Below are 14,568 nucleotides of genomic sequence, written 5' to 3' on the forward strand. Positions count from 1 at the left end.
TGTTGTTACATATATAATAATCAATGAAAAATAGACATATCGTTGCGGCTGTAATTGCAGCATTAACATTAAATTCTTGTGGAAGTTCTTTAGCACCTATTCGAAAAGACGCTTTAAAACCGGATGTTGTTACCCAGAAATTACCTCATGATACAGATGATCCTTCGATCTGGATTCATCCTATAGATGCGACAAAAAGCATTATTGTAGGAACAGATAAAGATACTGATGGCGGATTGTATGCGTTTGATTTGGCGGGAAAAATCATCAAGAAATCCATTCCGTTACAAAGACCTAACAATGTTGATATCGCTTACGGATTAGTAATCAATGGTAAAAAAGTAGATGTTGCCGTAACTACCGAACGTGAAACAAATAGCATTCGTATTTTTAGTTTACCTGATCTAGAACCAATAGACAACGGCGGAATTCCGGTTTTTGAAGGAGAAGAAATGCGCGGACCAATGGGGATTGCATTGTACACTCGCCCAAGCGACAAAAAGATTTTTGCTGTTGTAGGTCGAAAAAACGGTCCTTCAGGAAGTTATTTATGGCAGTACGAATTGACCGATGCAGGCAACGGAAAAGCAGGTGCAACGATAGTGCGTAAATTTGGTAACTACAGCGGTAAAAAAGAAATCGAAGCCATTGCTGTGGATAACGAATTAGGGACTATTTTATATTGCGATGAGCAATTTGGAATTAGAAAGTATATTGCTGATCCGGCTGCTAAAAACGATAATGAATTAGCGCTTTTTGGTCAAAAAGACTTTAAGGCAGACAATGAAGGAATTGCTATTTACAAAAAATCAGCAACCGAAGGTTATATTTTGGTATCTAACCAGCAAGCCAATACTTTTATGGTGTATCCAAGAGAAGGAGCAAATGGAAACTCAAATGAATATCCATTATTAGCCGAAATTCCAACTTCAACCATTGAATGCGATGGTGCCGATGTAACCAATGTAAGCTTAGGTGGGCAATTTAAAAACGGACTTTTTGTAGCTATGAGCAACGGAATGACGTTTCATTATTACAACTGGGACAGCATTCAGCAACTGATTGATCAGGCTAAGAAGTAATTTTTATTTCTACACAAACAAACTCTATACTCAATCCTTCTAGAGTTTCAAACTCTGAAAGGGTTTTCTAACTAAACTCTACCATCGCCTCTTTTAGCAATAAAAGAGGCGATTTTTTTATTACTCTCTCTTCTGTTGGGTAGTATTAAAAAATGATGTAAATAAAATTGTGGAATAGTGACTTTTAAGTTACTTTTGTAAAATGAAAGTGCGAGAAGTTATAGCTTATAAAAATTATTTTGAAGATTTTCTTATGGCACAACCGAGGAAAGTTCAGGATAAGATATTTAAAATTATTGAAGCTATTGAAACTCTTGAACGTGTCCCTTCTAATTATTTGAAATCGATGGAAGGAACAAATGGACTTTATGAAGCAAGAATACAGTTGGCTTCAAACATTTGGAGAGTTTTTTGTTTTTTCGATAATGGAAAATTGGTAATTCTTCTCAATGGTTTTCAGAAGAAAACGCAAAAGACGCCAAAAAATGAGCTTGAAAAAGCATTACGATTAATGAATCAGTATTATCAAGAAAAATCAAATGAAAATGGAAACTAAAAGCTGGAAAGAAATTAAAGATAATGTTTACGGAAAAAAAGGAACCGAAAGACGTGATGAACTCGAAAGAGATTTTAGTGGTTTCAAAATAGGTTTGCAATTAAAAAAAGCACGTGAAGAAAAACATTTAACACAATCGGAGCTTGGAGAACTTGTCGACAAGAAACGAGAATATATTTCTAGAATTGAAAATAACGGAAGTAATTTGACGCTAAAAACCTTGTATGATATCGTTGAAAAAGGATTAGGCGGAAAGGTTACAATTCAGATTGAAATATAAATAAGGTTTAATAAATTATTCCCGCCCATGCGCAAATCCTTTCGCTTTCGCCTGATAAAAACACAAAACAAAACCCGACAACTATCAATTGTCGGGTTTTGTGGTTTTATAAATATAGGTTTACACTTGAGGTGCTCCGGCTAAGATTTCGTCATTCGCATAGCTTTCAAATTTTACAAAATTAGCTTTGAATTTTTCAGCCAGTTCGATTGCTTTTACATCATATAAACCTTTGTCTTTCCAGGTGTTTCTTGGGTTTAAAATTTCGGCAGGTACTTCAGGGCAGGAATTTGGAATAGCAATTTTAAAAACAGCGTGATTTTGGTAATCGACTGTGTCTAATTCTCCGTTTAAAGCAGCCGTAATCATAGCACGGGTGTATTTTAACTTCATTCGGTTTCCAGTACCGTAAGCACCGCCAGTCCATCCGGTGTTAATCAGCCAAACTTTTACACCAGCATCCTGCATTTTTTTGCTTAGCATTTCGGCATATCTTGTAGGATGCAAAGGCATGAATGGCGCGCCAAAACAAGCCGAGAAATTAGGCTGAGGTTCGTTGATTCCTGCTTCGGTTCCTGCAATTTTTGCAGTGTAACCCGAAATAAAATGATAGGCTGCCTGACCCGGAGTCAATCTTGCAATAGGAGGCAGGATTCCAAAAGAATCCGCCGTCAGGAAAAATATATTCTTTGGGTTTTGACCTATAGAACCCGGCTGAATATTATCGATATGCTCAATTGGATAACTTACGCGGGTATTTGGCGTAAGCGAAATATCAGTATAATCGACTTCGTTGCTGCCTTGTTTGAAAACGATATTTTCTAAAAGCGCACCTTTTTTAACCGCTCTAAAAATATCAGGTTCGTTTTCTTCGCTTAGGTTGACCACTTTGGCATAACATCCGCCTTCGAAATTAAAAACAGTATTCTCGCTCGTCCAACCGTGCTCATCGTCACCAATTAATTTTCTATTTGGATCAGCCGAAAGTGTTGTTTTTCCTGTTCCTGATAAACCAAAGAAAATGGCTGTTTCTCCGTCTTCGCCTACATTGGCACTACAATGCATTGGTAATGCATTTTCGAAAACCGGAAGAATAAAGTTCAAGGCCGAGAATATTCCTTTTTTCATTTCGCCCGTATAACCCGTTCCGCCAATGATGATGGCTTTTTTGGTGAAATTTAATATCGCAAAATTCTCCTGACGTGTTCCGTCTGTTTTTGGATCAGCTAAGAAACTTGGAGCACAAATTAAAGTCCAGTCGGCTATAAAATGAGCTAATTCTTTTTCTTCGGGTCTTAGAAACATATTGTAGCAAAATAAATTGGCCCAGGGAGTTTCGGTAATGACACGAACATTTAATCTGTAATTTGAATCGGAACATACATAAGCATCTCTTACAAAGATTTCCTTATTCGATAAATAGGCCGTTATTTTTGAATACAAAGCATCAAATTTTTCCGCTTCGAATGGAATATTAATTTCTCCCCACCAAACTTCGTTTTCAGAAATACTGTCTTTTACAATAAAGCGATCCTGAGGCGAACGACCCGAAAATTTCCCGGTATTGATTGCTAAAGCTCCTGTTGAAGTTTCAAGACCTTCTGCACGATCCAGTGTCAATTGGTGTAATTGGTCTGGCGTTAATTGGTAATGAATTTTGACGTTTTTAATTCCGATAGTATCTAGTGAAAAGGGCTTATTGTCGTTCATAAGAAAGCAGGTTTAGTAGTTTTTAGTTTCTATAAAATAGAATGTGATTGTGATTCTTTTTCGAATATTTAATTAGCATCCGATTTTTTTAGAGCATTAAAGAATAAAACTGCCCAGGCACTAATGAGTAAAAATCCACCAATAGGTGTTACGGGACCAACGAACCTAAAGTCAATAGGAGTGAGGTCATTTGTTGCTAATAAATAAATAGAACCTGAAAAAAGAATTACTCCCGAAAGCACTAAATTGGATATGATTTTTTTAGTTTTCGAATTCAAAGCAGGAATAATGCCAACGAACAATAAAAATAGAGCATGGTAAATTTGGTAACGAACTCCTGTTTCAAAAGTGTTCAATTGTTCGATGTTCAATACTTTTTTTAGCGCATGAGCTCCAAAAGCACCCAGAATTATAGCAATCATTCCTAATAAAGCCGCGGTCGAAATTATTTTTTTATCCATTTTTGTTCTGTTTAGGTTCTATACAAAAGTATTCGAAATCATAACAAACTAAAAGCTTTTTAAGGGATAGTTTGCCTTTTATTGTGCTAAATTTTTGTGAATTTTATTCAAGAAAGGATTTGTTTTACCGCAAAGTAGGCAAAGTTTTTTCGCAAAGATTCGCAAAAGTTCCACAGAGTCGCACAAAGGTTTTTTAGATAAAAATAATTTAGAAACATAGAGATTAATCACATTGACCGAGCCACAACTTTAAAACAAAGTATTTATTCGTTTTTTTAGCTTTTAAAAATGATTCAACCGCAAATTTGCAAATTTTTTTTGCCATATTTTAATTTGCGAATTTGCGGTTATTTTATTTAGTGGCTAGCGTTTGCCTTAGCCCAAACATTTCCTTATTTTTGAGTTATATTTTCTAGTTATGAGAAATATTTTAATCATAGGTGCAGGTCGATCCGCTTCTTCGCTGATACAATATCTTCTGAATAAATCTCAGGAAGAACAATTGCATCTTACTATTGCCGATTTGTCTCTGGAGTTAGCACAAAAGAAAACCAATAATCATCCTAATGCAACAGCACTTGCATTGGATATTTATAATAAAGACGAAAGAAGGGCAGCGATTGAAAAAGCAGCAATTGTAATCTCAATGTTACCGGCGCATTTGCATATCGAAATTGCCAGAGATTGCCTGTATTTCAAAAAAAATCTGGTTACGGCATCGTATATTAGTGATGCCATGCAGGAACTTGATGCTGAGGTAAAGGAAAACAAACTCATTTTTATGAACGAAGTGGGATTAGATCCCGGAATCGACCACATGAGTGCCATGAAAGTAATTGACGAAATTAGAGAGCAGGGTGGAAAAATGTTGCTGTTCGAATCTTTTTGTGGCGGACTCGTAGCACCAGAATCTGATAACAATCTTTGGAATTATAAATTTACCTGGGCACCGCGAAATGTAGTTTTGGCAGGACAGGGCGGTGTGGCCAAATTTATTCAGGAAGGAACTTACAAGTATATTCCCTATGATTCCTTGTTTCGAAGAACCGAATTTTTAGAAGTAGAAGGTTACGGACGTTTTGAGGCTTATTCGAACAGAGATTCGTTAAAATACAGAAGTATTTATGGTCTAGATGATGTGCTAACTTTGTTTAGAGGAACCATTCGAAGAGTAGGTTTTTCCAAAGCCTGGAATATGTTTGTGCAATTGGGAATGACCGACGACTCTTATGTGATGGAAGATTCCGAAAATATGAGTTACCGCCAGTTTATCAATTCGTTTTTGCCTTATCATCCCACAGATTCAGTGGAAATAAAAACCCGTTTCCTGCTCAAAATCGATCAGGACGATATTATGTGGGACAAATTGTTGGAATTGGATTTGTTCAACGATAAAAAAATGGTCGGACTCAAAAATGCTACTCCGGCTCAAATTCTGGAAAAAATCCTCAACGATAGTTGGACACTGCAGCCCGAAGACAAAGACATGATTGTGATGTATCATAAATTTGGCTACCAGATTAATGGCGAAAAAGTACAAATGGATTCCCAAATGGTTTGCATAGGACAAGATCAAACTTATACCGCTATGGCAAAAACCGTAGGCTTACCTGTTGCTATGGCGACCTTGTTAATCCTAAACGGAAAAATAAAAACTACAGGCGTCCAATTGCCAATCAATAAAGAAGTGTATTTACCCGTTTTAGAAGAATTAGAAAAATACGGCGTAGTTTTTAAAGAACAAATGTTGCCGTATTTAGGGTATAAGTATAGTTAATTTTATATAATCAAAAATCCGTTTACTCTTGTGGAATAAACGGATTTTTTTATGTTTTTAAACTTAGAGAACTTTGCGAAAAACTTTGTGTCTTTTGCGGTTAAAATTTAAATTACTTCGACAACTCCACAAAATATTTATAAAACAACGGAATAGTTTCAATGCCTTTCAGGTAATTGAAAATCCCGAAATGTTCATTAGGCGAATGAATGGCATCGCTGTCGAGTCCAAATCCCATTAGGATAGTTTTGCTCTTTAGTTCTTTTTCGAATAAGGAAACAATAGGGATGCTGCCTCCTGAGCGAACAGGAATAGGAGCGATACCAAAAGTTTCGGAATAAGCTAAGTGAGCGGCTTTGTAACCAATGCTGTCAATAGGGGTTACATAACCCTGACCGCCGTGGTGTGGTGTTACTTTTACGGTTACGGCTTTTGGAGCAATAGCTGTGAAATGCGTGCTGAACAATTGGGTGATTTCTTCCCAATCTTGATTAGGAACTAACCGCATCGAAATTTTGGCGAAAGCCTTAGACGGAATCACGGTTTTGGCTCCCTGTCCGGTGTAGCCGCCCCAAATTCCGTTAACGTCTAAAGTGGGACGGATAGCGTTTCTTTCGTTGGTAACATAGCCTTCCTCGCCATAAACGTCATTTAAATCCAGTGCTTTTTTGTAATCTTCTATATCAAAAGGAGCTTTGGCCATTTCGGTTCTTTCTTCCAAAGATAAATCTTCGACCTTGTCATAAAATCCCGGGATGGTAATGCGGTTGTTCTCGTCGTGAAGCGAAGCAATCATTTTGCTCAAAATATTAATCGGATTGGCTACGGCTCCGCCATACAATCCCGAATGTAAATCGCGGTTAGGGCCTGTAACTTCGACTTCAACATAGCTCAAGCCTCGCAATCCTGTGGTGATGGAGGGTTGCTGGTTCGAAATCATTCCGGTATCAGAAATCAGGATGACATCGTTTTTTAGTTTTTCGGTATTGTTTTCGACAAAGCTTTTCAGGTTTACGCTGCCCACTTCTTCTTCGCCTTCAATCATGAATTTTACATTACAAGGCAAAGTATTGCTCTGGATCATGTATTCGAAAGCTTTGACGTGCATATACATCTGACCTTTGTCATCGCAGGCACCACGGGCAAAAATAGCTCCTTCGGGATGAATTTCGGTTTTTTTGATAACGGGTTCAAATGGGGGTGAAGTCCAGAGTTCAATTGGGTCAGGAGGTTGCACATCGTAATGACCGTACACTAAAACGGTTGGCAAATTAGGGTCAATGATTTTTTCGCCATATACAATGGGATAGCCGTTCGTTTCACATATTTCAACCTTGTCGCATCCGGCTTTTTCAAGACTTAGTTTCACGGCTTCGGAGGTGTTAATCACATCCTGAAAATAAGTAGTATCTGCACTTACAGACGGAATCTTCAATAATTCGATTAATTCGTTGATAAAACGATCTTTATTTTGTTGTATATAGTTTTTAATGTCTTTCATTGATTTGGACGTATTTTGATACTTTCAAAAATACAAAAAACGGAATAATAATTTTTTTTTAATTTTTTCCTTTGAATATTGGAAAGTATGCTTATATTTGCACCCACAATAGCGCGCGGATATGGCGAAATTGGTAGACGTGCCAGACTTAGGATCTGGTGCCGCAAGGCGTGTAGGTTCGAGTCCTATTATCCGCACAAAAAAAGCTTCTCAATCGAGAAGCTTTTTTTATATCTATTTGTTTGGATTGAGGTTGATATTCACAGTCTTATCTCGATTGCAGATAATTTCTCCATCTTTATATTCTAATTCGGCTACCTGAATAGAAGTTCTGCGGGTTTCATAATTGTCAATTCCTTTGTTTGTAGGGATTCGTCCCGGATGTGTAAAATAAAATATATAAGCTTTGTCTCCCTGAACAATTACGTCGGCATGCCCCCCAATGACTTTATCATCTTGTCCTGTTCCTGGTTCTTGCAGAATGTTTTTTTCTTGTCGTTTCCAGTTGGTAAAATCATCTGAAGAAAAAACTCCTAATCCTCTCCAAGTATCTATAATCATCCAGTTTTTGTTTTTCCATCTAAAAACTTTAGGGCCTTCGCCACGGTCTTTTACTACTTTTTGTCCACTATCAGTCCAATTGTATAAATCTTTACTATCGGCATAATAAACTGATTTTCCATCATTTTCATTATTGTAATACATACGCCAATTTCCATTGTCTAAGCGGAATACTGCAGCGTCAATACATCTTTCTGAAGCCAGTTTTAATTGAGATTGAAATTTCCAATCAATTAGGTTTTTGCTTGTAAGGTGGATAATATAACGTGGATGACGCCAGTCTTCAAAAATACTAGGAACAATGGTCAGGTACATATGATAAATTCCTTTGTGTTCTATAATATCAGGTGCCCAATAAGTAACATCTTTTAGTTTATAATCGATTTTGCAATCGGTTTTATAAGTCCATTTTGCACCATCTTTGGATTCGGCAATGCCAATGGGTGTTCCGTGAACCCAGCTCACACCTTTGCTTTCAATATTCGTCCTGCGATTAGTATAAAACATAAACCATTTTTTCTCTTTTTTATTCCATATCAATGTAGGATCAGCAGCTCCGTCATATATTGGGTCTCGGTATAAAGGTTTGCTGGCTGTCTGGCTTTCCTGAGCGTTAGTATTTGTAAAGGCTGATGCAAATGTTAGCAAGATGAATATTATTTTTTTCATTCGATAAATAAGGTTGATTTGTTTCCAAAGATAAATTTTTCATTTTACGTTTCTATCCTGTCGTATTCTGTTTTTGAGTTGTGTAATAAAAAAAGTGCCATGACAATTTAGTCATGGCACTTTGAAATAGTAAGCTTGATAAATTTTAGTTAATGTAACCCGGATTTTGCCATGCTTTTTTCTGTTCGTCTGTCAAGTTTGAACCATCATCATTTAATAAGCCATCAATAAAGGTTTGAGGTATAGGACGAAGTTCATGTTTGTTAGCAGTAATTCCAGTTGCTTCTGGATTATATGCTCTTGTACGTGTTATTAAAGTTCCTGTACGAGATAAGGTTTCCCAACGTTGCCATTCTCCTAATAATTCACGTGTACGTTCGTTAAGAATAAAATGTAAAGCACGTTGGTAAGGAGATGATGCACCAACTCTTGCGATCACAGCTTCATCTTCTGCTGGCAAAATAGCAGGGAATGAAGTTAATTGTAAATTAGATGCTGCAGTAGTAACAGCAATAGTTGGGTTAGATAAATAATAGGTATTCATATTCAAATTAGAGTTGATGTAATTTGTTGCATTTGCTCCTGTGTTTAAAGCATTGGTTTCAAACGCTTGTGAGCCATCTCTATAATATGATCTGTTTTCTCCATTTTTCCATTGAGCACGTGCACGAATGATGTTAATGTCACCCATGGCTTCATTGAATTTACCTTGTCGAGCATAGCATTCTGCTCTAACTAAATAAGTTTCTCCAAGACGTGCCATGGTCACATCACGACGAGAATCTCCTCTTTCTGCCTGACGGGATCCATCATCTACTTTATTAACTCCAGCAAAGAAGTTACAAATAGGTTGATTTTTAAAATTAGGAGCTACATAAACTCCGTTTTGATACAATACTAATGAATTAGGTGCATATTGACCAACTTTAGTTGTTAAAGATCCTGTTGTTGCTGTTTGGCGAGATCCTACTGTCCATGCAGGTAGGCGACTATTGTTGTCTCTCCATGTTGGATTTTGTACTGCGGCACCAAAAGTAAATCCATTATAAGTTGCATCGTTTTTAGTATTTAAAATCATTACAATCCCAGGATCTCCTAATTGAACACCGTTAGTATTAGGAGCAACAATAGTATTGGCTCCATAAACGGTTTTGAATGTTTTCCACATACGAGAATCATTTACGTGATCATAGATGCCATAACTGTATTCGGTAGGACGAAGACGTTGAAAGTCCATAGAACCAATCCATACACCACGTCTAACCCAACCCCCTGAAAAACTTGAAAATTGTGGTGCAAAATAGTTGTAAGTACGGTTTCCAAAACGTCCAGAAGTACTTGCATCAGCATTATGACCTGCTGCCATTAAGATTTCATTTTGCTGTTCAGCAGCTGAATCTACTCCAGTCCAGTTACCATATAAATCAATATAGTTGCTAGTTAAAGGTCCACGAGCATTGATTGCATAGGTACAAGCATCAATAGCTTCATTTAAATCCGCTTCTTTGTATGCGCTATTCCAAGTATCGTTACGTTCTGAAGAACGGAATAATAATGCTTTAGCCAGAAAATGTGCTGCGGTAGCTTTGGTCCAGGTAATACCTTTTCCATAAGTGAAAATTTCGCCTTGAAAAAGATTATATGCATTACGAAAATCTGAGATTACCTGTTCCCAACATTGTTCATCAGTCGAACGGGTAAAGTTACGCACAATCCCTTTAGCTGGTTCTGTTTGTAAAACCACTCCACCGTATTGAGCAGTAAGGCGGTAATAATTGTAACCGCGTAAAAAATAAGCATGAGCCAAGCAACGGTTTCTGATTTCTAAATTTGAAATTTTACTAGCATTAGCTATAATTGTATTTGCAGAAGCTATACCATAATACATTTGATCCCAAAGAGCTTCTGGACCTGTAGCATTTCCATTAGCTGCACCTAAGGCAGGAGTTGCTCTAAAAGGAGCTAAACGACTATCATAAGTATTCCACATTTGATTGGTTAAGTCATTTGCATTGGTAAACTCATCGGTACCATAAAGTGTAATTCCGTAAGCCCATTCAAATCCAAAATGCCATCTAATATTACCGTAAAGTGATAATGTTAATGCTTCAAGTCCTTCAGGAGTTTCAAAATAATCTGTTGAATAACGATTTGTTTGCTCTTCGTCTAGAAAATCTTTTGAGCAGGAATTAAAAGTTAGTCCTGCTAGAATTAGAATTCCTATTCCTATATTTTTAAATTTATTCATCTTGCTATATTTAAATATTATAACTTTTTTGTATTAAAAACCAACTTCAATTCCCATTACGAAACTACGGTTGAAGTAAGTGGCATTAGTGTCAAAATCATACCAGTCAACAGATTGGTATATACTACCTGGATTTACTGCCTGAGCATATAATTTTAGATTAGCTAAACCAATAGTAGAAGTGAAATCTTTTGGAAAATTGTATCCTAAAGAAATATTACGAATCTTTACGAAAGAAGCTTTTGTGAATCCAAGAAGTCCTGAATAAGGGTCTCTTGAACCAGCTGAAGCCTGTCCTAAAACTGGTTTTTGAAATTCTGCATTTGGATTGTCAGGAGTCCAGTAGTCTACTTGACGTTGGTTGCTAGTTCCTGTCAATGCTTCTCCACCTAAAGAAGCAGTGTAGCCCATGCGCCCATAAATATTTGCTGATAATTCAAAACCTTTGTAATTAAAAGTATTATTCCATCCCATTGTCCAGTTTGGATTACTGTTGCCTATGATTGTTCTGTCTTCAATAGTCATTTGGTAATCCCCATTTTGATCTTTAGGGCGAACACTACCTGGAGTAAATTGGTAAGCGTTAGGATTACTTGCAGTAGCGACAGCATTCCATTTAGCCATTTCAGCTAAGTCTTCTGGAGTGTTTTGCCAAATTCCTAAATTGTCAAACCCATAACGTACATTGATTTGTTGACCTATAAACCAAGTATTATCAACCATATCATTTTTTCCATAAGCTAATTCTTCAATTTTGTCTTTTTGCCAAGCTCCGTTGATATTAGTTTCCCAAGTAAATCCACTTTCAGTTTGAACTGGAATAAAGTTAAGTGTGGCTTCAATACCACGGTTACTAGTCTTACCAACGTTAGCAATTGTACTAGGGTAACCTGTTAAAGGTGGTATTAAAACTTCCATTAATAAATCATTTGTAAACGATTTATAAAGTTCAATTGTACCGCTAATTCTGTTTTTAAGGAAGCCAAAATCAATTCCAAGGTTGTATTGGGTTGTTTTTTCCCATCCTAATGCTGGATTAGGCATTGAAATTAAGCTGTTTGTGTAATAAGGCTCATTGGTCGTATAGCCGATTTGATTAGATAATCCGTTAAAAGGAAGTAAAATACTTCTGATTGGTCCTTTTGATGAATATGGAGCAACAGATGAGTTACCTACTGTACCGAAACCTAAACGGAACTTTAAATTATCAACCCAATTTATGTCTTTCATGAATTCTTCCTGATCCACACGCCAAGCTAAGGCAGCTGATGGAAAAACATCCCATTTGTAGCCATCCGCTAATTGTGAAGCTCCATCCCAACGAGCTGAAACTGTTAATAGGTAACGGTTGTCAAAACCATAATTGAAACGAGCCATATATGATGTAAGCTGACGTTGAATAAGATCTGATCCAATGCTTACACTGTTGTTCGGATTGGTTACATCTATATCGTTTAAAGCATTCCATAAGAAAGAAGATTTAGCAATATTACTTGCGCTTATAGATGAATTTTCAATATCCCAAGAAGAAGCTGTTTGAAGTAAAGTAGCCCCTATTTTATGTTTGTTAAAAGTACGATCGTAAGAAATCATATTGTCTAAAGTCCAAGAGAAATCACGAGCATTTCTAAGGCGTGCTAAGTTTCTTCCGGCAGTACCGTTTGAATTAATTCTGTGTGAAGATGTACCGTCAATGTAAACTCCTTCTCTCCAGTGACGGAAATCTGGACCAAAATTAAATTTATAAGTAAGACCTTGAAGCGGTTCCCATATTTTGCCAATATCAAAAGTCGCTGAAATATTACCTAAAGCACGCATAGTTTGAGATAATTGAGTGCTTTTTTCCCATTCGTTCATGATAGTGTAAACGCCACTTTCTCCTCCAGGGTTAATAATTAAATTGCCATTTGCATCATAAGGTGTAGCAATATTAAAAACTGATTTAGCTGCTCCGTATATAGCATTAGGTACTGAGCCGCTTCTTCCTCCTAAGGTTGACATTCCAAAATCTTGTTCGCTCCAAGAAACATTTAATGAAGCATTTAGCTTAAACCAATCTGTAGCGGTAATATTTGTAGATAATTTAGTGGTGTAACGAGTGTAATCTTGTCCTCTTTGTGTTCCTTTATTACTTAAATAGCCAAAAGAAGCATAACTGTTTATTTTTTCAGAACCACCGCTAGCGCTAATTACGTGCTCGTTCATGATTCCTGTTTGGGTTACAAATTTAGTCCAATCTGTATTGGTAACTTTAGAAGGATCCCATGTGCCACTTTCCCAGCCTTTAAGTACATTGTCTCTGGTAGCCTGTCCATCTAAGGCACTATCAAAAAGAACAGTATCATTAGCTAGAGTAGGAGAGTTAGGGTGTGGAGCAGCTGGATTACTATTATATTGTGCCCATCTTTTGAATTGAATGAAATCTGCTGCACTCATTGAAGGTGCGCGATCTACTATATCGGTTGTGCTTAATGTTGCTGAATAATTTAAAGTAAATCTTCCAGATTTACCTTGTTTAGTAGTTACAATGATAACTCCATTTGCTCCACGAGAACCATAAATGGCAGTAGCTGATGCATCTTTAAGGACGTCGATAGATTCAATGTCGCGTGGATTTAAAGTTTCAATAGCAGAAGATGAAAATAAAGGTACTCCATCTACTACATAAAGAGGCTCACTACTAGCGTTTAGAGAACGTTGTCCACGAATACGAACACTTCCTAACTGACCAGGTCTTTCATTAGTGGTAATGTCTACACCGGCTGCCTTACCTTGTAAAGCTTCCATTGCATTACTTACAGGTCGATTATTTAGTTCTTCTGCACTTACTCGGGTAATGGCTCCAGTTAAATCTGATTTCTTTTGAGTTCCATACCCAACTACTACAACTTCTTCTAGTTGAGATTGTGTTGGTACTAATGAAATGTTGTAGTTGTTTGCTTCAGTTACTTTTTCTTCTACGGTTTTGTAGCCTAAATAAGTGAAAACGATTACATCGCCTGGTTTAGCTGAAATGGAATAATTTCCATCCATGTCTGTTGTACTTCCTTTAGTTGTTCCTTTAATGACTAAAGAAGCTCCAGGAACTGGTAGTCCTGACTCGTCAATGATTTTTCCTTTTATTAATTTTTCCTGAGCATAGGTGGTAGTACTTAAAAAGAGTACTAATATAAAGCTCAACAAATAAAAAAGTTTGTTTTTCATAGTTAACTTGTTATTACGGTTAGCATTTTTTTCAAATTTAAAAATTTGGATATTTTTAACTATCCTGTTGTGTCTGTAGTTTAGATTTATGTATTTAACTATTTGATTTTTAGTGAATTGATTTTTGTTTTATTGTTTGTTTGTTTGTTTTAAAATATGTATTACTCAATATTTTATGTTAATTTTGTATTTTAAATTAATAATTAGTTGTTTTTATTATTTTTTGTGTTTTTTAATGTTAAAAAAAATATTATTTTCTAAAATTGAAATATTTTAGTGTGTTTTTAGTCAGATGATGGCTGGTTTAGTGTTAAAGTAAATTGAATTCTAAAAGAAAATCGACAATAAATTAACTTTTGTATTTTAACGGAATAATTCTTGTAGGTAAAGCATTAAATTTTTAAAAATTATCCAAAAATATAAACAGGATGGTGCAGGATGCTTTCCAGGCTATTATTTAGTATTTTTCGCAGGCAAAATTTATAATCTTTATTTATAGTTTTGCTTATTCTATTTATA

Annotated in this window: 10 protein-coding genes and 1 tRNA gene; 5 read left to right on the forward strand and 6 right to left on the reverse strand. The window is 36.2% G+C overall.

All coding sequences use genetic code 11. The annotated features are described in order from the left end of the window. The first annotated feature begins 23 nt into the window (after nt 1-23). From FEM21_RS13235 to FEM21_RS13245, 3 genes are all read left to right on the forward strand, one after another. Entirely contained in the window at nt 24-1,082 is a 1,059-nt protein-coding gene (locus FEM21_RS13235) for a phytase (protein WP_035661194.1), read from the forward strand. Between the two features lie 202 nt (nt 1,083-1,284). Beyond that, complete coding sequence (locus FEM21_RS13240; protein ID WP_035661197.1) at nt 1,285-1,638, forward strand: type II toxin-antitoxin system RelE/ParE family toxin; 354 nt, start codon at nt 1,285-1,287, stop codon at nt 1,636-1,638. Next, a complete protein-coding gene (locus FEM21_RS13245) occupies nt 1,628-1,918 on the forward strand; it encodes a helix-turn-helix transcriptional regulator (RefSeq protein ID WP_035661259.1) in 291 nt (96 codons plus the stop codon). The genes FEM21_RS13240 and FEM21_RS13245 overlap by 11 nt, the downstream gene beginning before the upstream one ends. A gap of 120 nt (nt 1,919-2,038) precedes the next feature. Here the strand turns inward: FEM21_RS13245 and pckA are convergent, their stop codons facing one another. Together pckA and FEM21_RS13255 are read right to left on the reverse strand one after the other, a co-directional pair. Then, on the reverse strand, nt 2,039-3,628 hold the full coding sequence (gene pckA / locus FEM21_RS13250) for a phosphoenolpyruvate carboxykinase (ATP) (RefSeq protein ID WP_035661200.1): 1,590 nt from the start codon (nt 3,626-3,628) through the stop codon (nt 2,039-2,041). Nucleotides 3,629-3,696: 68 nt separating this feature from the next. Continuing rightward, nucleotides 3,697-4,089 carry a DUF423 domain-containing protein gene (locus tag FEM21_RS13255; protein ID WP_035661203.1) on the reverse strand — a complete coding sequence of 131 codons (393 nt, stop codon included), beginning with the start codon at nt 4,087-4,089 and terminating at the stop codon, nt 3,697-3,699. Between the two features lie 418 nt (nt 4,090-4,507). Between FEM21_RS13255 and FEM21_RS13260 the strand changes: the two genes are divergently transcribed. Beyond that, entirely contained in the window at nt 4,508-5,866 is a 1,359-nt protein-coding gene (locus FEM21_RS13260; protein ID WP_035661207.1) for a saccharopine dehydrogenase family protein, read from the forward strand. A gap of 112 nt (nt 5,867-5,978) precedes the next feature. Here the strand turns inward: FEM21_RS13260 and FEM21_RS13265 are convergent, their stop codons facing one another. After that, nucleotides 5,979-7,367, reverse strand: coding sequence for a dipeptidase (locus FEM21_RS13265; RefSeq protein WP_035661211.1), 1,389 nt, complete (start codon nt 7,365-7,367; stop codon nt 5,979-5,981). A 115-nt stretch (nt 7,368-7,482) separates the two neighbouring features. On the opposite strand from FEM21_RS13265, the gene FEM21_RS13270 reads away from it, so the two are divergent. Further along, a tRNA-Leu gene (locus FEM21_RS13270) sits at nt 7,483-7,564 on the forward strand. A gap of 37 nt (nt 7,565-7,601) precedes the next feature. Here the strand turns inward: FEM21_RS13270 and FEM21_RS13275 are convergent. The 3 genes from FEM21_RS13275 to FEM21_RS13285 all read right to left on the reverse strand — a co-directional run bounded on the left by FEM21_RS13275 (nt 7,602) and on the right by FEM21_RS13285 (nt 14,049). Next, nucleotides 7,602-8,597 carry a family 43 glycosylhydrolase gene (locus FEM21_RS13275; RefSeq protein WP_051627601.1) on the reverse strand — a complete coding sequence of 332 codons (996 nt, stop codon included), beginning with the start codon at nt 8,595-8,597 and terminating at the stop codon, nt 7,602-7,604. A gap of 145 nt (nt 8,598-8,742) precedes the next feature. Further along, nucleotides 8,743-10,845 carry a RagB/SusD family nutrient uptake outer membrane protein gene (locus tag FEM21_RS13280; RefSeq protein WP_051627602.1) on the reverse strand — a complete coding sequence of 701 codons (2,103 nt, stop codon included), beginning with the start codon at nt 10,843-10,845 and terminating at the stop codon, nt 8,743-8,745. 33 nt (nt 10,846-10,878) lie between these two features. Next, on the reverse strand, nt 10,879-14,049 hold the full coding sequence (locus tag FEM21_RS13285; protein WP_051627603.1) for a SusC/RagA family TonB-linked outer membrane protein: 3,171 nt from the start codon (nt 14,047-14,049) through the stop codon (nt 10,879-10,881). Nucleotides 14,050-14,568 lie beyond the last annotated feature (519 nt).

Source organism: Flavobacterium seoulense (genome assembly GCF_000695795.1).
Taxonomy (GTDB): domain Bacteria; phylum Bacteroidota; class Bacteroidia; order Flavobacteriales; family Flavobacteriaceae; genus Flavobacterium; species Flavobacterium seoulense.